General features: G+C 58.3%; 13 protein-coding genes. 4 read left to right on the forward strand and 9 right to left on the reverse strand.

The window, feature by feature from the left end; genetic code table 11:
• Nucleotides 1-3: 3 nt before the first annotated feature.
• The 6 genes from BCM02_RS04395 to BCM02_RS04420 all read right to left on the reverse strand — a co-directional run bounded on the left by BCM02_RS04395 (nucleotide 4) and on the right by BCM02_RS04420 (nucleotide 8820).
• Nucleotides 4-1323 carry an ABC transporter substrate-binding protein gene (locus tag BCM02_RS04395; protein ID WP_148927795.1) on the reverse strand — a complete coding sequence of 440 codons (1320 nt, stop codon included), beginning with the start codon at nucleotides 1321-1323 and terminating at the stop codon, nucleotides 4-6.
• 19 nt (nucleotides 1324-1342) lie between these two features.
• The gene (locus BCM02_RS04400) at nucleotides 1343-3079 is read right to left on the reverse strand and encodes a family 43 glycosylhydrolase (RefSeq protein ID WP_148927796.1); all 1737 of its coding nucleotides are present in this window, start codon (nucleotides 3077-3079) and stop codon (nucleotides 1343-1345) included.
• 156 nt (nucleotides 3080-3235) lie between these two features.
• Nucleotides 3236-4060 (reverse strand): carbohydrate ABC transporter permease, encoded by an 825-nt coding sequence (locus tag BCM02_RS04405; RefSeq protein ID WP_148927797.1) that lies wholly within the window; start codon nucleotides 4058-4060, stop codon nucleotides 3236-3238.
• A 5-nt stretch (nucleotides 4061-4065) separates the two neighbouring features.
• Nucleotides 4066-4959, reverse strand: a complete 894-nt coding sequence (locus tag BCM02_RS04410) for a carbohydrate ABC transporter permease (RefSeq protein ID WP_148927798.1) — start codon at nucleotides 4957-4959, stop codon at nucleotides 4066-4068.
• Nucleotides 4960-5109: 150 nt separating this feature from the next.
• On the reverse strand, nucleotides 5110-6420 hold the full coding sequence (locus BCM02_RS04415) for an ABC transporter substrate-binding protein (RefSeq protein WP_148927799.1): 1311 nt from the start codon (nucleotides 6418-6420) through the stop codon (nucleotides 5110-5112).
• Nucleotides 6421-7059: 639 nt separating this feature from the next.
• Nucleotides 7060-8820 (reverse strand): glycoside hydrolase family 2 protein, encoded by a 1761-nt coding sequence (locus BCM02_RS04420; RefSeq protein ID WP_148927800.1) that lies wholly within the window; start codon nucleotides 8818-8820, stop codon nucleotides 7060-7062.
• Between the two features lie 158 nt (nucleotides 8821-8978).
• Between BCM02_RS04420 and BCM02_RS04425 the strand changes: the two genes are divergently transcribed.
• Nucleotides 8979-9923, forward strand: coding sequence for an ArsR/SmtB family transcription factor (locus tag BCM02_RS04425; protein ID WP_148927801.1), 945 nt, complete (start codon nucleotides 8979-8981; stop codon nucleotides 9921-9923).
• A 140-nt stretch (nucleotides 9924-10063) separates the two neighbouring features.
• Here BCM02_RS04425 and BCM02_RS04430 read toward each other — a convergent pair whose 3' ends face one another.
• Nucleotides 10064-10468 (reverse strand): hypothetical protein, encoded by a 405-nt coding sequence (locus BCM02_RS04430; RefSeq protein WP_148927802.1) that lies wholly within the window; start codon nucleotides 10466-10468, stop codon nucleotides 10064-10066.
• 249 nt (nucleotides 10469-10717) lie between these two features.
• Here BCM02_RS04430 and BCM02_RS04435 point away from each other — a divergent pair, with 249 nt between their 5' ends.
• The 3 genes from BCM02_RS04435 to BCM02_RS04445 all read left to right on the forward strand — a co-directional run bounded on the left by BCM02_RS04435 (nucleotide 10718) and on the right by BCM02_RS04445 (nucleotide 12290).
• On the forward strand, nucleotides 10718-11203 hold the full coding sequence (locus BCM02_RS04435) for a DUF2243 domain-containing protein (protein WP_148927803.1): 486 nt from the start codon (nucleotides 10718-10720) through the stop codon (nucleotides 11201-11203).
• A complete protein-coding gene (locus BCM02_RS04440; protein ID WP_148927804.1) occupies nucleotides 11200-12033 on the forward strand; it encodes a cytochrome c oxidase assembly protein in 834 nt (277 codons plus the stop codon). Before BCM02_RS04435 ends, BCM02_RS04440 begins: the two co-directional genes overlap by 4 nt.
• Nucleotides 12034-12110: 77 nt before the next feature.
• Nucleotides 12111-12290 (forward strand): asparagine synthase, encoded by a 180-nt coding sequence (locus tag BCM02_RS04445; protein WP_148927805.1) that lies wholly within the window; start codon nucleotides 12111-12113, stop codon nucleotides 12288-12290.
• 73 nt (nucleotides 12291-12363) lie between these two features.
• On the opposite strand, the gene BCM02_RS04450 is transcribed toward BCM02_RS04445, so the two are convergent.
• Both BCM02_RS04450 and BCM02_RS04455 read right to left on the reverse strand, forming a co-directional pair.
• Complete coding sequence (locus tag BCM02_RS04450; protein WP_148927806.1) at nucleotides 12364-12576, reverse strand: DUF378 domain-containing protein; 213 nt, start codon at nucleotides 12574-12576, stop codon at nucleotides 12364-12366.
• A 169-nt stretch (nucleotides 12577-12745) separates the two neighbouring features.
• Entirely contained in the window at nucleotides 12746-19825 is a 7080-nt protein-coding gene (locus tag BCM02_RS04455) for a glycoside hydrolase family 3 N-terminal domain-containing protein (RefSeq protein ID WP_148927807.1), read from the reverse strand.
• Between the last annotated feature and the right edge of the window lie 47 nt (nucleotides 19826-19872).

The following is a 19872-nucleotide window of genomic DNA, read 5'->3' on the forward strand; positions in this document are numbered from 1 at the left end:
CGCTCACCTTCCCTGTTTCGCCAATTCGAGATTGATTTGAGCGGACGCTGCCCGCAGCGTTTGTTGCGGCGTCTGCTCGCCGTAATGCATCCGCTCGAATTGCCGGATGATCATCTCGATAAAGCTCCACTGCTTCGTATGCTTCGGCCAGAAGGAGACCGAATTGGCGGCCGCCGCATAGTCGCTGCGGTAATTAAGCGCGCGGAACGCTTCCGTCTGCACGATGCTGCTCACGCTCGGCACGTGGCCGGCCTCCGACCATTTGGCCCCGTGCTCGGCGATCCACTTCATGAACGTCATCGCGGCTTGCCGCTTCTCCGGCTGCAGCTCGTGCCGCGTCGGAATCGTCAGCGTATGGGAATCCGCCCATGCGGCCGGTTTATCGTACAGCGTCGGCAGCGGAACGACGCCGAAATTCAGTCCGCCCGTCTTCTCCAGCGCGCCCGTCGCCCAGACGCCCGTGATGAGCACCGCCGATTTCCCTTCATGGAACAGTTTGAACGCGTCGGGGATGTCTGGCGGAATCAGACCGCTTTGATAGAGGCCATGAATATAATTAAGCGCTTTCAGCGCAGCCGAATTGTCGATCGCGGCTTGCGTGCCCGCGGCGTTGTAGAAGGTGCCGCCGCCTTCGATTTGATTATAGAGACTCCACCACAGCCAGACGGAATCGATTCGCGTGCTCGGCTGTGCCAGCGGCGCGACGTCGGCCGGCACGGCCTGTCGGATGCGCTCCAAGAACGCCGTAAACCCCGCTTCGCCCGGAGCGATGACCGGCTTGCCTTCCTCGTTCAGCACGCCCGCTTGAGCCAGGAACGTCTTGTTGTAATACATGACCAGCACATGCGTATCCAGCGGAACCGCGAATACCCGCCCTTGGAACTGCGTCGCTTTCAGCACGGAAGGGTTAAACACGCCGAAGTCCAGCCCCGCCTCCTTGGCAGGCGCGGATAATTCCTCGATATAGCCGTTCTGCACGAACTGCGGGAGCGAGGTCGCGTGGATGACGGCGACGTCCGGCGCGTTGCCGGACAAGATCGCGGTGCGCAGGCGGGAGTAATAGTCGTCCAGCCGCGAATTCATCTGTACGACCTGAATGCCTTCATGCTCCTCGTTGAACTGGTCTACCAGTTCGGTCATGAAGACGTTGTCGCCTCCGCTGAACGGCGTCCAATACTCCAGCTGGATCGCCGGCGACGCCGCCGCTCCGGCATCCTCCGCTTGCGCGCCGTTCTGGCTGCATCCGGTCAATAGAAGGCTTGCCGTCATAGATGTGATCAAACTTAGTCTGGTAAACGATGCCTGGATGGACAAGCCTTTCATGACCAGCGCCTCCTATACATTACTTCATTGTCATTACATCGAGATAATCGATCCGCAGCTCGGCGGTCGCATCCTCCAGTATAAGGGCGTTCACGCCCTCCTTCAATCGCAATGTGACGGATTGTGTCGCGAACGCATTGCGCTCGCCGGCAGGGATTTCCAGCGTCGCCGTCTTGCCTTCCTCCGCGCGAACAGTCAGCTTCGCAGGCTCGTCGGACGGGTTAGATGCCGCGATTCGAAGCTCGTAATCGCCCTTCCGCGGCACAACGACGTTCGGGAACCGCACGCCTTCGTCTTCGCCGGGCGCTAGCTTCACGATGCCGCCGCCGGACGCGAACGCGTTCTCTTCCGCTTCGCCCTGCGGACCGATCCGGGCGAACTCCGCTTCGTAACGCGTCAGCTCGATCGCCTCGATTACGGCTCCTCCGCCGCTCGCCGTTACGCGGATGTCGTTCATGCCCGCAATTAGCGGCACATCCGCGTACGCATAGCCCGTTGCGTCGGCAGGCGGCAGCTCGATGGCGATCGGCTCGCCTTCGTTCGCGCTGACGCTCCCTTTCAGCGTCTCGCCGCTTGCGTTACGGTAATGAATAAGCAGCGGAGCGGTCGTATTCACCCGGACCGGAATCAGGTCGAACGACGCTTCGCCGGCCCCTTGCGGATCTGCTCGGAATACGCCGGTTCCCGAAGGAACCGCGATCGCCTCGTCGAGGCCGATCGGCTTGCCAAGCGCGAGCTTCCCCGCTTCGTCCCAGACCAGCTTCTGCGCGCGCGCCTTGCGGTTGTTCCAGCCGTCGTCGGGACCGCTGGTCGCATGATAGACGATCCACTGCTCCGCGCCGTCCGGCGATGTCGTGAACGAATTGTGGCCCGGGCCGAACACGCCCGCTTCCTCGTCCATGCTTAGAAGCGGCTGCTCGCGCTTCGTCCAGCTCGCCGGATCGAGCGGATCCGCGCCTTTCGTCAAGGTCAGCATGCCAAGCGCATAATACGGCGTCCAGCTGCCCGCGCCCGAATAGACGATATGCACGTCCTCGTTATGATAGAGGATCGACTGCCCTTCATTGATATATGGAGGACCGCCAGCCTTCTCCCAATCCAATTCCGGCTCCGACAACAGCACGCGCGGACCGCTGATCGTAAGCGGATCGCTCATCGGGGCGATATACGTATTCTGCTGCACGTTCACGTCGCCTTCCCAGCCCGACCAGACGAAATACAGGTTGCCGCCGATTTCCGCCGCGAGGCCGTCGATCGCCCATTTGTTCGTATCGTCGGCGATTTGGCCTTTGAACGTGTAGCTGCCCATTGGATCGTCTGTATCCGCTTGAAGCGCGAACATCCGGTGATTCTCGTTGCGTCCGTCGTCGGCCGCGAAATAGATGTACCATTTGCCTTGGATGAATTGAATTTCCGGCGCCCACAGCTCCGCCGAGTAGTTCGTCCCGACGTCCGGGTACCAGACCGTCTTCCGCTGCGCGTCCTTGAAGTCGATCGTCCGGGATTTCATAACCATCACGTCCGCGCCGTTATGCGTGAACGTCATGTAATAATAGCCGTCATTATAGACGACGCTCGGATCTGGCGTATCCATCTCCGCCAGCGTATTCTTGAATGTCCCGCCATGCCCGTCATAGGCCACATCGGACGATTCCTGATTATTCCCGCTATTCATGAGCCAGCCTCCCCATCCGATGGCGATGACGATCAGCGCGGCCGCGCCGATAAGCCACCGTTTTGTCGTTGCTTTCCTCATTGCCTTCCTCCCGATACTACAAGGTGTATGCCGGCTGCCGTCTCCCATTGGCGAAGCCGCGCGACGAATCCGGCGCATAGAACTTCGAAAAGAGACCTCGAGAGGTCTCCGTTCAACATACGAGAATATTAGATTCATTTGGCATCGACGCGCTTTCTATTTCACGCCAGCCTGCGTGATGGCCTTCACGAACGAACGCTGGCCGATAATGAAGATAATCAGCACCGGCAACGTCGCGATGACCGTCATCGCCATCAGCTTGCCGTACGCTTGCGTATAGCTGCCCTGCGCCATCATCGCGATACCGGCCGTAATGGTGCGCATCTCCGGCGAAGTGGTGGCGTACAGCGGCCAGACGAAATCGTTGTAGATGCCCATGAAGGTGAAGATCGCCAGCGTGACCATGATGGATACCGAAGCCGGCAGCAGGATGCGCGCGTAAATTTGCCACTTGTTCGCGCCGTCGATGCGCGCCGCCTCCTCGATTTCCTTCGGGAACGAAGCGAAGAACTGATAGAGCAGGAAGACGCCGAACGCGCCCGAGGAATAGGGCAGAATGAGCGCGGCGTACGTGTTGATCAAGCCGAGCGCGTTGAACTCCATGTACATCGGCAGGAACGTCAGCACGCCCGGAATCATCATGGAACCGACAAACATCGGGAACATGAGCTTGCGCAGCGGCAGATCCTGCAGCCGGGCGAGCGCGAACGCCGCCATCGACGAGAACAGCAGCACGATCGCCGTGCCCGCCGCGCCGACGAACAAGGAGTTGGTAATCCAGCGCGTGATCGGCACGTTCATCAGCTCGCCTTTTAACCCTTCGATATAATTGTCGAGCGTCGGTTTGACCGGAATGAGATTCATCTGACCGGCCAGCGCCTCGAAGTCGTTCTTGAACGACGTCGATACCATCCAGATCAGCGGCAATAGGAACAAGACCGCAAGGATGACCGCAAACGCAAGCAATACGATTTTCTTCATGCGGACTACTCCTTTCTTCCATAAGCGATCTTGTACTGTACCGCCGAGATAACAATAATGATGATCGCCATCAGAATCGCCATGGCCGAGGCCGAACCGACCTGCTTGCCCTTGAACGCTTCGTCGAGCACGTTCATGAGCAGCACCCGGGTGCTGTCGCCCGGTCCGCCGCGCGTCAGCAGGAACGGCTGCGCATAGACGTTGAACGACGCGATCGTCGAGGTGATAATGATGAACAGCATGACCGGGCGGATGGAAGGCAGCGTGATGTTGACGAACTTACGCCACGCATTCGCGCCGTCGATCGAAGCCGCCTCGTAATAATCCTCCGGCACTTCGTTGAGCGCGTTGACGAAAATGATCATGTTGAAGCCGATCGTCCACCACAGCGTCGTCAGCACGAGCGACACCCACACCCACGGCAGATCGGTTAGCCAGGCTACCGGATCGATGTGAAGACTCGCGAGCAGGCCGTTCAGGAAGCCGGCGTTCGTGTCGAACATCATGAGCCAAATGACGGCCATGACCGAGCCGGAGATTGCATAAGGCATAAAGTAGAACGTCCGGAACAGTCCGCGGATGCGGCCCGGAATCGCGTTCAGCAGCATGGCGAGCGCAAGGCCGAGGATGACGAGCAGCGGCACCGAGTAAATCACGAATTGGAGCGTATTCCACAAGCCGACGGTGAACTGTTCGAACAAATACGTGCCCGGCGTGAAAATTTGAATGTAATTGTCGAGACCGACGAATTCATGCGAATCCGACAGCAGCTCGAAGTTATGGAACGAAATATAGACGCCGTACAGAATCGGGATTAGCAGAAATGCGCAAAAGCTAAGCAGGTACGGCAGTATAAACAGCGATGAGGTGAACCGGGATTGCAGCGAGCTCTTCGTCAAGCGCGTCCCCTCCTTTGGATATATGATTGCGCGGCGGTCCTCCCGCAGCGTGGCGGCCGGTCAGGATGCAAGAGAACGAGGAGGCGACAAGCGCCTTCCTCGTCCTCCTGTCCTGCATGCTGCCGGCTGCGGTACCGCTCGCGGCAGAGGTTACTTCTTCATCGCTTGACGGGACTTGGCGACCGCGTCGTCCATCGCCTTCTGCGCGTCTTTCTTGCCCAGCAGCGCGCTGCTCAGCTCGCCCCAGATCGGATCGGAGATCGTCGCCCAGTTGAGCACGTTCGGCGCGAATTGGACGTAATCGAACGACTTGGCGACGTTGCTCTGCATCTCGAGCGCTATGAAGTCCGCGCTCTCGAGCATCGGCTTCGATGCCAGCGCCTGACCGGAAGCCGCCCAGTCCATCGAGTTCGTGGACATGTACTTCAGGAAGTCGCCAATGCCTTTGATCACCGCTGCGTCCGTCACGTCCTTCGGCACGACGAAGTTGTGGGAACCGGCATAGACCGCTTGCTTCGCTTTGCCGATCTGCGGCACCGGCGCGACGCCGTAGTTGATGCCCGCTTCGTCGAATTGGCCTTTCATCCATGGACCGTTGAATTGGATCGCGTTCTTGCCTTGCAAGAACAGCGTGTTCTCGCCGTCCTGCTGCACGTTCCCCGGGGATACGCCCTTCTCGACCAAACCGCGCATCCACTGCACCATCTCGACCGCTTCCGGCGAGTTGTACGCGACGTCCGTGCCGTTCCACAGCTCGCCGCCGTTCTGCCAGACGAGCGTCGGGAAGATGAACTGCTGCGGCCAGAGCGTCGGCAGCACGTAGCCGTAGATTTTCTTGTCCTTGTCCGTCAATTTCTCGACCGCCGCGTCGAACTCGGCGCGGTTCGTCGGAGGCGCCGTGATGCCCGCCTTCTCGAACAAGTCCTTGTTGTAGTACATGACGAGCGGATGGATGTCGAGCGGAATGCCGTACCACTTGCCTTCGATCGTCTCGTAGTTGACCGGCGCTTCGACGTAATCGGATTTGTTGATGCCCGCCGCTCCAGCCAGATCGTCCATCGCCTGCAGCTGCCCTTTATTCTGGTAAGTCGGAATTTGATCCACGTGCATGATCGCCAGGTCCGGCCGCTCCTTGCTTGCGCTAAGCGCGACGTCTAGTTGCTTGTAATATTCGCCGTTCGGCTGGATGACCAGCTTCACCTTGTAGGTATCTTGGGAGGAGTTATACTTCTCGACGATCTTCTTCATGAACTCTCCGTCCGCGCCGGAGAACGGCGTCCAGAACAGAATATCCGCCTTCTCGGCGGTTTCGCCGCCGCTGCCTTCCGCCGCGTTCGTACCGGCATTCGTACCGGCGTTCTCGCCGCCGTTCGCCGCGCCGTTGTTGCCGCTGCATCCGGCCGCCAACACCAAGCTCGAGGCGAGCATCATTACGCTGAGCATTTTCACTGTTCTTGTCATGTCGTAACCCCCATGGTCGTCAGATAGGATCTCATCGTCCTTCTGATTCTCATTCTAGCCGCCCGGTGAAAACGATCACATGCCGCTTTTTTGGGAGGGGTGGACATATTTTTGGGAGCCCGGCTCCCGGAAATTTTCGCCTCCCCCTTCCCCCTCCGCCGCAATGCTGTCAGGTTAAGAGGGCTCCGCCCCGTTGACCCCACTTTTATTGCTCCCTCCTCCCACCTCCTCCGCCGAGGAGGCTCCAAAGCCTATGCTTTCGAAGTGCTTTGCCCTCTGGACTCCCTATTTCGTGCTGACATGTTTGTTCGCGGTCGGCGGGAAGGCTTGAGTGTGGCACGCTTTTGTCCTGACGGACAAAGCTTCAATGGGTTTTGAAGTCCATCCTAAGACTTAAGCCTATCAACTATAGACTCTAGTTGGCTTTCTCGGACTTTTTCCTTAACCTGACAGCATTGCCCTCCGCTGATGGGAACCAGAACTTGCCTTGGGGTAGTATCCTGTGGCTGGCGTGCGTTTGATGAGGCTCCGTGCTGACCTTCGCTTGCGTCCGCTTGCGCGGACACGCCTTGCTTTTTGGTGGTAGTAACAGCAAAAACCGCCGCCCTCTTATTCGAGTGCGGCGGCTTTGCGTGCCTGCTAGTTGCCTTCGTTGATCGCTTTGATCCGCTCAAGCGCGATTTTTGGTTGGCGGTCGTACGTCAGCAGGCCGTTGATCTCCTGCTCGACGTCGGTGAGCTGCGTGTAGCAGTAGCCCTGCACGACGCCGGAGCGCAGCAACGGTTGGATGACGCCGCGAAGCCGCTGCTCGAAATCCTCGTCGGACGACGCGCCCGAATAGCCCCAGCCTTCCCAGTCGCTTTTCTTGTAGGCGATGCCCCCGAATTCGGTGACGAGAATCGGCTGGCCGTCGTACGAGAAGCCGCCGACGCTGAGCCGCCTGTTCGCCGGCATCGCCGAGACGGCTTTCTCGACGCTGCCGTAACGATCCTCCAGCACTTCGCGGCGCCATTCGTAATCGTGAATATTGTATAGATCGGTCGCGACCATCTCCCAACCGTCATTGGAGACGACGAGGCGCGTCGGATCAAGCGATTTGGTCAAATAATACATGGCGAGCGCGTGCTGCTGCTGACGGATGTCGATTTGGATGTTCGGCACGCCCCAGCTTTCGTTCAACGGCACCCAGACCGCGATGCAAGGATGGTTGTAGTCGCGCTCGATCGCCTCCTGCCATTCCTTCGTGAACCGATGCGCGTATTCTTCGGAATAATCGTAAGCGTTCGCCGTTTCGCCCCACACGAGCAGGCCGAGTTTATCGCACCAGTACAAATATCGCGGATCTTCGATTTTCTGATGCTTGCGCGCGCCGTTGAAGCCCATCGCCTTCGTCAGTTCGACATCCTGCCGGATCGCGTCGTCGCTCGGCGGCGTCAGGTTGCCCTGAGGGAAGTACCCCTGGTCCAGCACCAGCTTCATGAAGTACGGCCGGTTGTTCAGGTTGAATTTGCCGTTCTCCAGCGAAATCTTCCGCATCCCGAAATAGCTCGTCACCCGGTCCGCCTCGCTGCCGTCCAAGAACAGCACGAATTCCACATCGTACAAATTCGGGCGTTCCGGCCACCAACAACGGTCCATGCCATGGTCGTTCAGACCGGCAAGCCGGATCGTGCGCGCTTCCTCGCCGGCGCGCACGGCGAATTCGTCGGTCGCCACCGCTTGGCCGTCGAAGGAAATCCGAACCTGCAGCCGGACGTCTCCCGACTGCGCGCCGGCCCCCGTGACGAATGCGCGAATGCCGATTTCGTTCGCGTCGATGTTCGGCGTATATTTCACCTTGCGCAGATGCATAGGCGATACCGCTTCCATCCACACGGTCTGCCAAATGCCCGTCGTACGCGTGTACCAAATCGCCCTCGACTTCTCCTCCCAGAACTGCTTGCCGCGCGGCAGGAAGACATCCGTGCCGTAATCCTCGGCCCGAACGACGAGAATGTTGTCGCCGTCCGCGCGGAGCGCGTCCGTAATATCCGCGTGGAACGGCGTATGACCGCCCTCGTGGCTGGCGACCTGCCTCCCGTTCACCCATACTTGCGCTTCGTAATCGACCGCGCCGAAGTGAAGCACGATCCGTTTGCCGGCAAAATGGTCCGGGATATCCAGCTTCCTGCGATACCAGACGACATCGTGAAAGCCGGGATCGCCAATGCCGCTCAATTCGCTCTCGAAACTGAACGGCACTTGAATCGTCTTAGCGAACGGCGCCTTGCGGTCGTGCCAGCCCTCTTGCCCGCCAATCCGGTTGTCGTCGAATTCGAACTCCCACGTCCCGTTCAGATTCACCCAAGCGTCCCGTTGGAATTGCGGACGCGGATATTCGGCTCTAGGCATGCTTGTCATGTGTCGGTCCCTCCATTAGTTAACTTATAAGTTGTTATATAAACCAACAAGTGCTATCATGGTGCCATTGTACCGACATTCATAATTATCGTCAACTAATAAGTTGTTTTATTAACCAATGGATTATATGATGAAGAAAGCAGAAAGCGAGGCTGGTTATGCATATTCAAGTTCGAACGCCATATATGGCGATCCTGGAATGCTTCTCTTCGGAGACGCGCGTGCGGATGATCGAATTGCTCGACGAACGGCCGCGCAGCATTAAGGAATTGGCCGATACGCTCGGCGTCTCCTCCGCGATCGTCACCAAGCATATTCAGAAGATGGAAGAAGCCGGACTGATCGCCACCCAGAATCTGGCAGGCACGCGCGGAAGTCCCAAAATTTGCTCGCTCGCGATCGATTCGCTCACCCTTCACTTGAAAGGCGCCAAGCCGAAGGAGGAGGAGCGCAAATATGCCGTCGAAATTCCGATCGGGCAATATTCGGATTATGCCGTCAAGCCGACGTGCGGACTCGCCTCCGACGCCAAGATAATCGGTTACGTCGACGACCCTCGCTATTTCTCCGATCCCGAGCGTATGAACGCCGCGCACATCTGGTTCGGCAGCGGATACGTCGAATATCGCATTCCCAATTATCTTCATGCCGCGCAGACCGCCCGGCAGCTGGAGTTTACGCTGGAGCTGTGCTCGGAGGCGCCGTATTACAACGAGAATTGGCCTTCGGATATCAGTTTCTCCGTGAACGACGTCGAGACGTGCGTCTGGACCTGCCCGGGCGACTTCGGCGACAAGCGGGCCGTCCTCACGCCGTCCTGGTGGTCGCTCGGCACGCAGCATGGTCTGCTCAAGAGCTTGACCATCCAGGAAAGCGGCACGTTCCTCGACGGCATCAAGCTATCGAACGTGACGATCGCCGATCTCGGACTTCGGCATGGGGAAGACTTCCGTTTCCGGATCGCTTCGTCCGAGACGGCGCGCCATTGCGGCGGCGTCAGCTTGTTCGGGCGCGGATTCGGCAATTATGCGCAGGACATCGTGGTGCACGTACATTACGAGGAGCGGGAACGACAAGGCGACACGGCTGTCGCCGTCTTTTAGCGGCGCGGCAGCATTCAGCGATGGAGACATAGAGGCCTAAGTATAAGCGTGAAACTAATACTTACCTATATATCAATAAAGAGGCAGGCCATCGTCGTCGACAATGGCCTGCCTCTTCGCGTTGCATCGATGAAATTGCGTCAGCTCGCGTCAATAAGCTGATAACGGTTGATAATCGTACCCATGCCGCCCTGCTCCAAAATCCAAAATTGCCTGCCGTACGTCTCGCATAAGAGCCACTCGAACGCATGCAGGTCGGGATATCCCGCAAGCGCTTGCTCGATCTCTCGTTTGAACTCCGACAGCTTGGCGTGCATCGGCACCGCCTTCGTTACTTCGGCGATCCCGCGGCGCAGATCGTCCACGTTATCGGTCAGCGTGTATTGAAGCGTGCGGCATAACCGGCTAAGAACCAGGTCCCGGCTTCGTTTCACCGTCGGTCGCTCGTTATCGTCGTATTGCAGCTGGATGCGGCACACCAGCTGTTTCATTTGGCTGTCGTCTATCATCGCGGCTTGGCTTCTCGTTAGTAGCGGTCCTCTCATAGCCTTCCCCTGTTTCCGTGTAGTTGGGTGAATCAATCGGCTGTTATGTGCGCAATGTTTATAGTCATATAGTACTATTTCATTCGCGTTAAATAAAGGACCAAAAAAAAGCAAATTACCACCGCGATTAATGTCTGCCATGCATGGAAACGATCAGGAAAATGCACATGCGGTGAATAGCGCCCGCGTTGGGAGGAAACAAAGAAAGAAGCGAATACTTTCGATTCGAACGGGGAGGGAAACTTACGGATGCCAACTCATGCGCCATTGCCATCTTCGCGGCGTCAAGACCGAAATTTGTTGTCAGGCTGTCTGTTCGGTCTCGGTTTCGTCGCGTTCGTCGACGAAACCGTCTTTCATCAGCTCCTGCATTGGCATCACTTCTATGACAAGGCCACGTCGAACATCGGACTCGCGTCCGACGGCTTGTTCCATGCGTTTAGTTGGTTCGCGACGATTATCTCCCTGTTCCAACTGGCCGATCTTAGACGCCGCGAAGAATGGAACAAGCCTCGATGGCTTGGAGCTGCTTTGATGGGGGCCGGCGCCTTTCAGCTGTATGACGGCCTCATTCAGCATAAACTGATGCGATTGCATCAGATTCGATACGTGCCGGATATCGCCGTATACGATATCGTCTGGAACGCGTTCGCCGCCGTGATGCTGCTTGCGGGCGCCGTGATTATTCGACGAGTTCCCGCCGAGCGATACGGAGATCCTGGAGCGGAACAATGATTACTTCGCCAACAGACGCAACGGCATCGCTGCATCATCATGCACAAAGCACGTCAGCGGTGCATGTCGCTCAGGTATCATTAATGCTGGCCATCGCGTATTTCCTCTTATCCTTCGCTTATGCTGCCTTGGTATTGGCGGCCAACCGTAAGTATGCCAAACCTTGGCCTGCAAGCCGTTCGCTATGCTGGCACGCGGGGATGACGCTCGCCGCCGGCTCATGCGTATCGCCGCTTATCTTTCAAGGGAGCAACGGTTTTGCCCGACACATGGTCGCCCATCTTCTGCTCGGCATGTTTGTTCCGCTGCTGCTGGTCTACGCCGCTCCGGTTACGCTGCTGCTGCGGTCGCTCCCAGCGCCTGTCGCGAGATCGTTCATGCGTCTACTCAAGCGGCCGGTCATGCGGATTATCGTTCATCCGGCCGTCGGCGCCATTGTGAATGTCGGTAGTATGTGGACGTTGTATCGAACCTCTCTATACGCGGCGATGCATGAATTACCCGTACTGTATGCCACGGTTCATGTTCACTTCCCAGCGGCGGGATATCTCTTCACGGCAAGCGTGCTGCGTCATGACCGCTGGATGCATGATTGGGGATTTTGCAACCGCATTTTTTGGCTAATTATCTCGATGGCCGGTCACGGCATTTTGTCGAAGGGGCTATTCGCTTCCCCGCCTGCGGGCGTGCCTGCGGACCAAGCCGAATTCGCGGCTCGCATGATGTATTATGGGGGCGACGTAGTGGAAATAACGCTGATCCTCATCCTTTGTTATCAGCGCTACCATGCGCCCGACAGGTTAAAACAATCCAGCGTGACGTCTGCATGATTCCCGCCGTATGGTCCGATAATAAGCAGCGTAATTCCGATTCCGAATCCCTTTATATCCGAGAGGAGCTGCTCAAGATGAGAGAAGGACTTATTCCTGCTGTACTTGGAACGGCGGTTACCGCAACCGGAGCAGCGCTGCTTGGGAAGAACCGTCAAGTCGCGACCGCGATCATGGGTTTCGGCGCGGCGCATATCGTGCTCGGCGCGATCGATTTAGTGGAGCACCGCAAGCAGGATCAGGATCAGATTATTTAAGGCCCTCCAAGCAAAACAACCCGGACGGAAGTCTGGGCTGTTTTGCTATTCCATGCGTAATCGGCGCGCGGATCTAGGATCTGGCGCGATGCTCGTCCATAAATAAATACTTCAGGCTGTATAAGCCGCAAAGACCGACAAGACTGTACACGATACGGCTGATCATCGACGATTCGCGGTACGCTTCCCCGCCCAGCAAGGCGGATACCAGATCCCACTCGAATAAGCCTACCAGCAACCAGTTGATGGCGCCGATAATGACAAGCGTCAATGCGATTTTTCCCATAGTTCCCATCCTTTCGGCTCTGTCGTAATTCGCCCGGACGTTCCTAATATTCGATGCCTGCCCTCCATTTATACCTCGCATGTCCAGATCCGAAACGAAACCGCAAGAACGCAGAACAGCCTTGCTTCGGATTCGCCCAAAGCAAGACTGTTCGCTCGCAATAATTCGATTATTCGCCGCGCTTAAACAGCGCGTAGATCACGGACGCCGCTTGAGCTCTCGATGCCGTGACTTTCGGCCCGAAGCTGCCATCCGGCAGTCCTTTCATCAAGCCTGCCGCTTGGATCCGATCGACGGCTTCCTTCGCGTAACCCGCGATCGTTGATTCGTCCTTGAACGTGCCGTCTTCCGCTTCATTGGACCACGCAAGCTCCAGAAGCTCGGCTGCTCGGAACAAAATCATGGCCATTTCTTCGCGGGTGATCGCTTCGTTCGCGCCGAACGTGCCGTCCGGCTTCCCGTGCACGAGTCCGAGCGCTTGCGCTTGCGCGACCGCATCCGCATACCATGCCTCGCTGCCGACATCGGAGAAGGATTTCGCTTCCCCTTGGCCGCTGCCGAACGCGAACGATTCGAGCATCATCTTGATAAAGGCGGCGCGCGTCACTTCACTGTTTGGCGCGAATTGGCCGTTGCCGATTCCGTTGATCGCGCCTCTGGCGGCCAAAGCTTCGATGCTTTCTTGCGCCCATACCGCCTGACGAACATCGCTGAACGTCACATTGGCGTAAAGGGCTGCGAATTGACCCAAACTACCGGTCGAGACTTGCGCCAGACCGCTATCGGCATTGAACCTGGCGTTCTTCACGAGTACCGCGTTGCCTTGTTCGTCGATTGCGTAGACGACGACCGCATGCGGCTTCTCGCCTGCTTGCAGCGAATACGGGAACGCGATTCGGGCGTTGCCGCCGCTAAGCTCCGTAATCGCCTTACCATCCGCTTGCAGAGCGAAAGCGTAGCTAACGCCGGACTTCAACTGCGTTCCTTCGACGCTGGCCAGCTTCGCGGTGAACTGGATGCGCTCCGGCGACTTGCCGTCGGCGCCCGTCAGCGTTGCCTTGTTTACGGTCAAACTGCCCAATTCCGTCTCGAACCGGATTTCGGCAATCGCTTGATTCGCTTGAATGGCTTGAATAGGAAGCCCAACGGTTACTTGCTTCAAGCCGGCGGCAGGTTTGATCTGCACGACCAGCTGCTTATTCGCCAATTGTTCGAACGCGCGTTTCACTTGATCGACCGAGATGGTTACGACCGCGTTGCCGCTTGCGTCAACCTTTGGTTCAAGAAGGAGTGACGATGGCTTCTCCGTCTCCGCAACCGGAGGAACCGTTACAGGACCTGTCGATTGGTTCACGACTTTCAGCTCGGCCGTCGCTTCCCGTCCGCCGTCTTGCGTAATAACTTTAATCGTCGTCGTTCCTAGAGCAAGCGCCGTAACTTGGCCCGTTCCGTCGATCGTCGCCACGCTCGGATTGCTCGTGGACCAAGTCACCGCGTCGTTCGACACGATTGCCGGACGGAAAACCGGTACAAGCCGCTGCTTCGATCCGAGCGTCACTTCAATCGGTTGGAGCTTGATGCCCGAGACCGGCACCGTTGAGAAATAAGCCGCATAGCTGTCGGTCATGCCGTCCTTGACGGCAATCGCGCGAATGACCGTATCTGCCATCAGTACAATCGGACCGGCATATTGCGAACTAGCCGCCGTCGGCAGCGTTCCGTCGGTCGTATAATGGATCTTTGCGTCGATCGTCGCCGTGCTGATCGCGACTTGCTTCGCACCGTTCGAAGCGCTGCTCAATACGGCTTTCGGCGTTGCCGCCTGCTGCTTCGTCGCGACCGGTTCGCCCGGTTCGATCGTCAGCCAGTCCAGGTTGAAGCCGTCGCCGTTGTCCGCAATGCGAAGCGTTTGGACGCCTGCATTCAGGTGAACGACGCCAAACTCGGTCTTATAGACTTCCCAGCCTCCGGTCGATGGCAACGCAAACGATCCCATCGCCGCGTCATTCGCCGTGATTGCGGCAGATACCCCGCCCTGCGGCGTCGCGTATTGCAGCGTTACTTTGTAATAGCCGTCCGCCGGAATGTCGACCGCGTAATCAAACGTCGAGCCCGCGACCGTGTAGCCGAGATTCGTGCGGTTGCTGCCGTATTGAATGACCTGTTGACCTGCTGCCGTGAATTGCTCGGCTTCAATATGGAGTTTGTTCTCGTTATTCGCTTGATGAACCGCCGAAGGTTCGAACGCGATCGACTTCACGTCGAATTCGCCGCTGATCCCCATCACGCGCAGCGTCTGTACGCCGGCTTTCAGTTCCACGCTAAGCCGTGCGCCGACCCATGCCGTGGAACCGTACAAGTTCGGGATGACGTAGGTTCCAAGCGTGCCTCCGTCGGATTGGAGCATGAAACCGCCGCCGTTCGGCGAGGCCACTTGCGCCGTCACGGCATATTTGCCCGCCGCCGGAACGTTGATTTTGAAATCCGCCCAATCGCCGGTCGCGAAGCCGTTCAGCCTTGCGTTCGCGGTGCCCGCGTCCGCGATCGACGTGCCCGACAATTGATAGTATTGATTCGCGTTGACCGGACCTGCGCCGATATCGATCGGCTCGGTCGTATAACCGGTGCCTTCCAGCATGACGGATGCGATGAGCGCCTCGTTCAGGCCGGAAGCCCCGCCGGAGTCGCTGCGATAAGCCGAAGCCGGGACGTTAATGTTAAGCTTGGTGTTGGCATAATATGGCTTCGTGTTGTCCCACAGCAATTGTATGCGGATCGAGGTTGGGCCTTCCGCTGCCAATGCCGCCGCGGTCGCTAACTCGTTAACATCCGCGGATGCGGCATCTTCTTCCGCAGACGGTGCGGCTTGCGCTGCGTCATCCCCTGCTGCCTCCTCTGCTGTCGGAGCAGCTACACCTGCAATCGGCGCTGCCTGCTCGCTTGTCGTGGCGGTCTCGTCGTTAACGTTTTCCGTCTCCGGAGCGGCTTCCTCTGCGCCGGCTACCGATTGTTCGGCCGGATCCGCGACTTCGCCCGCCACCGCATCTTCGGCTGGCGTCGATGCATCGTCTTCTCCTACTTCAGGTTGTTCGCCCTGCGCCGCTTCATCGCCCGAGCCATCACCGACCGGCGCTTCCGCTACCTGCTCCTCGCCGGCGTTGACGGCGATGCTGCTCGGTTGCCCGATGGACTTCTGCCCGTCGTACGTTACCTTGCCAATCGTGATGCCCATCGCCTGCGCTTCGCTGCCCAGCGTGATCTCGCCGAGCTTCTCCGTTACGAAGGTCCCGCCGTCCAAGGTCAGCGTAATTTCCTTGTCATGTACGTTATAAGGCAGCGCGGCCGGATTCGCCGATATCGTCGCCGGTTCGAATTCATCCGTCGCGAGTCGGTCCCATTGGTACGTGATGACCGATTTCGCCGGGATCGTATCGGCGATTTGGGTACCGTCGCTGACGATTTTGAACGTTTGCTGCTTATCGGTACGGTTGATGACGACCGTGACGATCTTCTTCTTGTCCGGACTCATGAACGAGACGTTCGTGACGCTGTCCTTCGAGCCATAATTACTGTCGATCCGGATGTAGCCCGGCTTGACGAATTTGGTATAGTTGCCCAGCATGTAGAATTCCGGCGTCAGCCAGTAGTTCTCCGGATTGCCGGAATCCTGAACGATCATCGTCGGATCCGGCGTGCCGACCCATTGGTGGGTATTGATATCGCTGTCGAGCATGAGCACCCACGAGTTGTAGCTTCTCGCCCAGTTGCGGAAGTATTGCGCCATCCGGTCAGCGCCCGTCGTTCCCCATACGGCGCGTTCGGTCAAGTAGATATTCTCGTCCGGATACATGTCGTGCAGGCGAGACATCTCGGTCGGTTCGCCGCCGTAATCGTGGAACGCCGTGCCGTCCACCGCTTTGCGGTTCGCCGAGTCGGCGAGCAGCGGAGCCGGATAGCTCATCGTGTCGTTGAAATTATGGTCGAAGATCCATAGCTTCACGTCGAGCCCCGCCGCCTTCAGCTTCGCGCTGAGCAGCTTCGCCAGCTCGGCTTCCTGCTGCCACGGCATCTTCGTGCTCGGATATTCGATCTCGAGCAACGGCTCGTTCTGCAGCGTCATCGCGGAGATGTTGATCCCTTGCGCTTTGTACGCTTGGATGAATTTCACGTAGTAGTCCGCGAGCACCGGCAGGTATTCGTCCTTCACCGAGCCCTTGATCATGCTGTCCGTCGTCTTCATCCAGCCCGGCGGGCTCCAAGGCGACGCGAAGAACTGCATGTTCGGGTTATGCTTGAGAATGCGCTTGAGCGCGTCGATAATGCCGAAGTCGATATCCTTCTGAATCGAGAAGTTCGCGAGCGCCGTGTCGGTCTGCCCTAGCGGCATATCGTCATAAGAATAGAACTTCCGCGCCGTAAAGTCCGCCGTTCCGATCGTCACGCGCGTCATGCTGACGCCGATGCCGTCGTCCGGGTTGACCAGCTTCTTGATGAGTTCGTCTTGCTTCGCGGGCGACATCTTGATCAGGTTGTAGACCGTCGATTCCTCCATCGATGAACCGATGCCCATCATGCTCTGATAGGTCTTCGACGGATTGATCTTGATCGTCGTAACGTCCGCGTCGTCGCCGATCGCCGTCAAGTCCAGGTTCTCGTCGCGCTTCGTCAATTGGCCGGCTTCGTCGCCGGCTTGCCATTGCGGCGCGTAATACCACTTCATGCTCTGGCTGTCGCGTTCGGTGGAGATCCAGCTTTCCACCTTCTTCACGCCGCCTTCGACCGGCGCTTGCGGCTCGATCTCGCCGCCCGGTCCGCCGGTTGCCGGAGGTGCCGGCACGAAGCCTTCGGAGCCGAACCAGTTGAAGTTCAAGCCGCCGTCGACGAGGACGAGCTTGATCGTTTGCTCGCCGGCTTCCAGCGCCACGTCCTTGAGCGTCGCCGTCTTCCACGTCTGCCAGCCGCCCGTATGTCCGATGCCGCTCAGCGTGCCGAGCGTCGCTCCGGCCGCGTTCAGCACGCGGAAGCCGGAGTTCGTGATGCTCGCTTCGCCGCCCGCATACCGGAAATCGATATCGTAAGTGCCGGCCGTCTCCACTTTAATCCGATATTCGAGCCATTGATCCTTGCTCGTGTACCCGATATTTTGGCCGCCGCCCGTATCGGACGTATTCTCCGTCTTCAAACCGTCGGATTTGGCCGTGAAGCTCTCGGCCTCTACTTTCACGTAAGGCGCGTTATCGCCCGGCTTCGCCGGAACCGGCTTCAAGGCAGGCGTCTCTTGCGCCTTCGTCAGCCCGTAGCCGTAATCGAACAGCACGTATTGCGGGTCCAGATTGGATTTGCCCGCCGCCGGATTCGTATACGCCTCCGTATAGAACGGCCAGCGGACCGGCAGCTTGCCCGCGAAATCCTTGTCGCCTAGCAATACGTCGGCGACGCCGGCGCCTTCGGTGCCCGGCAGCCAAGCCGCCACGAGCGCGTCCCAGTCGCCCAAGCGATCGTTCACGATGAGCGGACGCCCGGATACGAGCACGACGACCGTCGGCACGCCGGACGACTTCACGTTGTCGAGCGTCGCGAGGTCTTCGTTATCCAGCTGCAGCTTGTTGAGCGCGTCGCCGTTGCTCTCCGCGTAAGGCTTCTCGCCGACGAACACGATCGCGACGTCATGTCCGGCCGCTCCGCGTCCGTGCTTGTTGTACGTGATCTTCTTAGAGTCGCCCGCTACTTCGCGAATGCCTTGAAGCAGCGTCGTGCCTTCCGTCGTCTTGCCGGCCGCGCCCTGCCACGAGATCGACCAGCCGCCGGCTTGCAGACCGATATCGTCCGCGCTCTTGCCCGCTACGAATATATCTTCCATGCCGGCTAGCAGCGACATGATCGGCTCTTCGCTATCCTTCGGCTTATCGTTCTTCAGCAGCACGAGCGACTCGGCGGCCGCTTGACGGGCGAGCTCGCGATGCGCATCCGAGCCGAAGTCTTCGGCCAAGCTCTGATCCGTCATCGGATGCTCGAACACGCCCGATTCGAATTTGACGCGAAGAATGCGCGTAACCGCGTCGTCGATCCGTTCCTGCGTGATCGCGCCTTCGCCTACAAGCGCTTTCAAATGATCGATCGTCGACTTCCAATCCGTCGGCATCATCATCATGTCGACGCCCGCGTTGACCGCGACGCCGATTTGATTCTTCAACCCGCTGACGGCATTGCCTTCCCAATCCTTCGTAATCTGCTGCACCGCGTTATAGTCCGAAATGACGAAGCCCGTGAAGCCGAGTTGGCCATCGCCGGTCCCCTTCAACAGATCGGTGAGCAGCCGTTTGTTCGCATGCATCTTAATTCCTTTAATGCTGTTATAAGAAGCCATCACCGTGCGCGCGCCGGCGTCGATCGCCGCTTTGTACATCGGCAGGTTCAGCGCGGCGACTTCCGCTTCGGTCATGCCGGTAATATCGCCTTGGTTCGCGCCTCCGTCCGTTAAGCCTTCGCCCAAGAAATGCTTTACGGACGAGACGACGCGATCCGTCTCGGCCAATTCGCCGCTCGACTCGCCTTGCAAGCCTTTCACAAATGCGGCACCCATCTCGGCGACCAGCTGCTGGTTATCGCCAAAACCTTCGTACGTGCGGCCCCAATTGATATTTTGCGGATCGGCGATCGTCGGCGCGAACGCCCAATTCGTGCCCGCCGCCTTCACCTCCGAAGCCGTTGCCGCCCCGATCTGCTCCACGAGCGCGGCGTTGCGCGTCGCGCCGAGTCCGATATTGTGCGGGAACAAGGTCGCTCCGATTAGGTTGCTGTTGCCATGAATGGCATCCACCCCATAGAGGATCGGAATGCCAAGCCGCGTGGAGATCGCCCCCGTCTGATAACCGTCGACCAATTCGGCCCACTTCTCCCGCGTGCTATCGGACTGCTTGCCGTTCGGGAACGATCCACCGCCCGAAAGCACCGAGCCGAGGTAATAATCGCGCACGTCCTGCGGCGTCACGGAAGCCCGCTCCGCCTGCACCATCTGACCGACTTTCTCGTCCAAATTCATTCTTCCCAACAGGTCGGATACTCGCTGCTCGACCGGCGCCTTCGCCTGCAAATACAGCGGTAGCGCGGCGGTTTCCGCCGCTTCGGCCTGCGCGGGAGCGATGCCTGCCAGCATCGACCAGACGAGCGAGGCCGAAGCCGTTAACGCGATGCTTCTTCGCGCGTTTCTTATGCTATTCACGTTGTTCATCTTGCTCCAGTTGCTCAAGTTGCTATCCCTCCAATTCGTTGTAAACGATTACAGTAAAATCGGCG

The sequence above is a fragment of the Paenibacillus methanolicus genome (genome assembly GCF_008124765.1).
Lineage (GTDB): Bacteria > Bacillota > Bacilli > Paenibacillales > Paenibacillaceae > Paenibacillus_Z > Paenibacillus_Z methanolicus.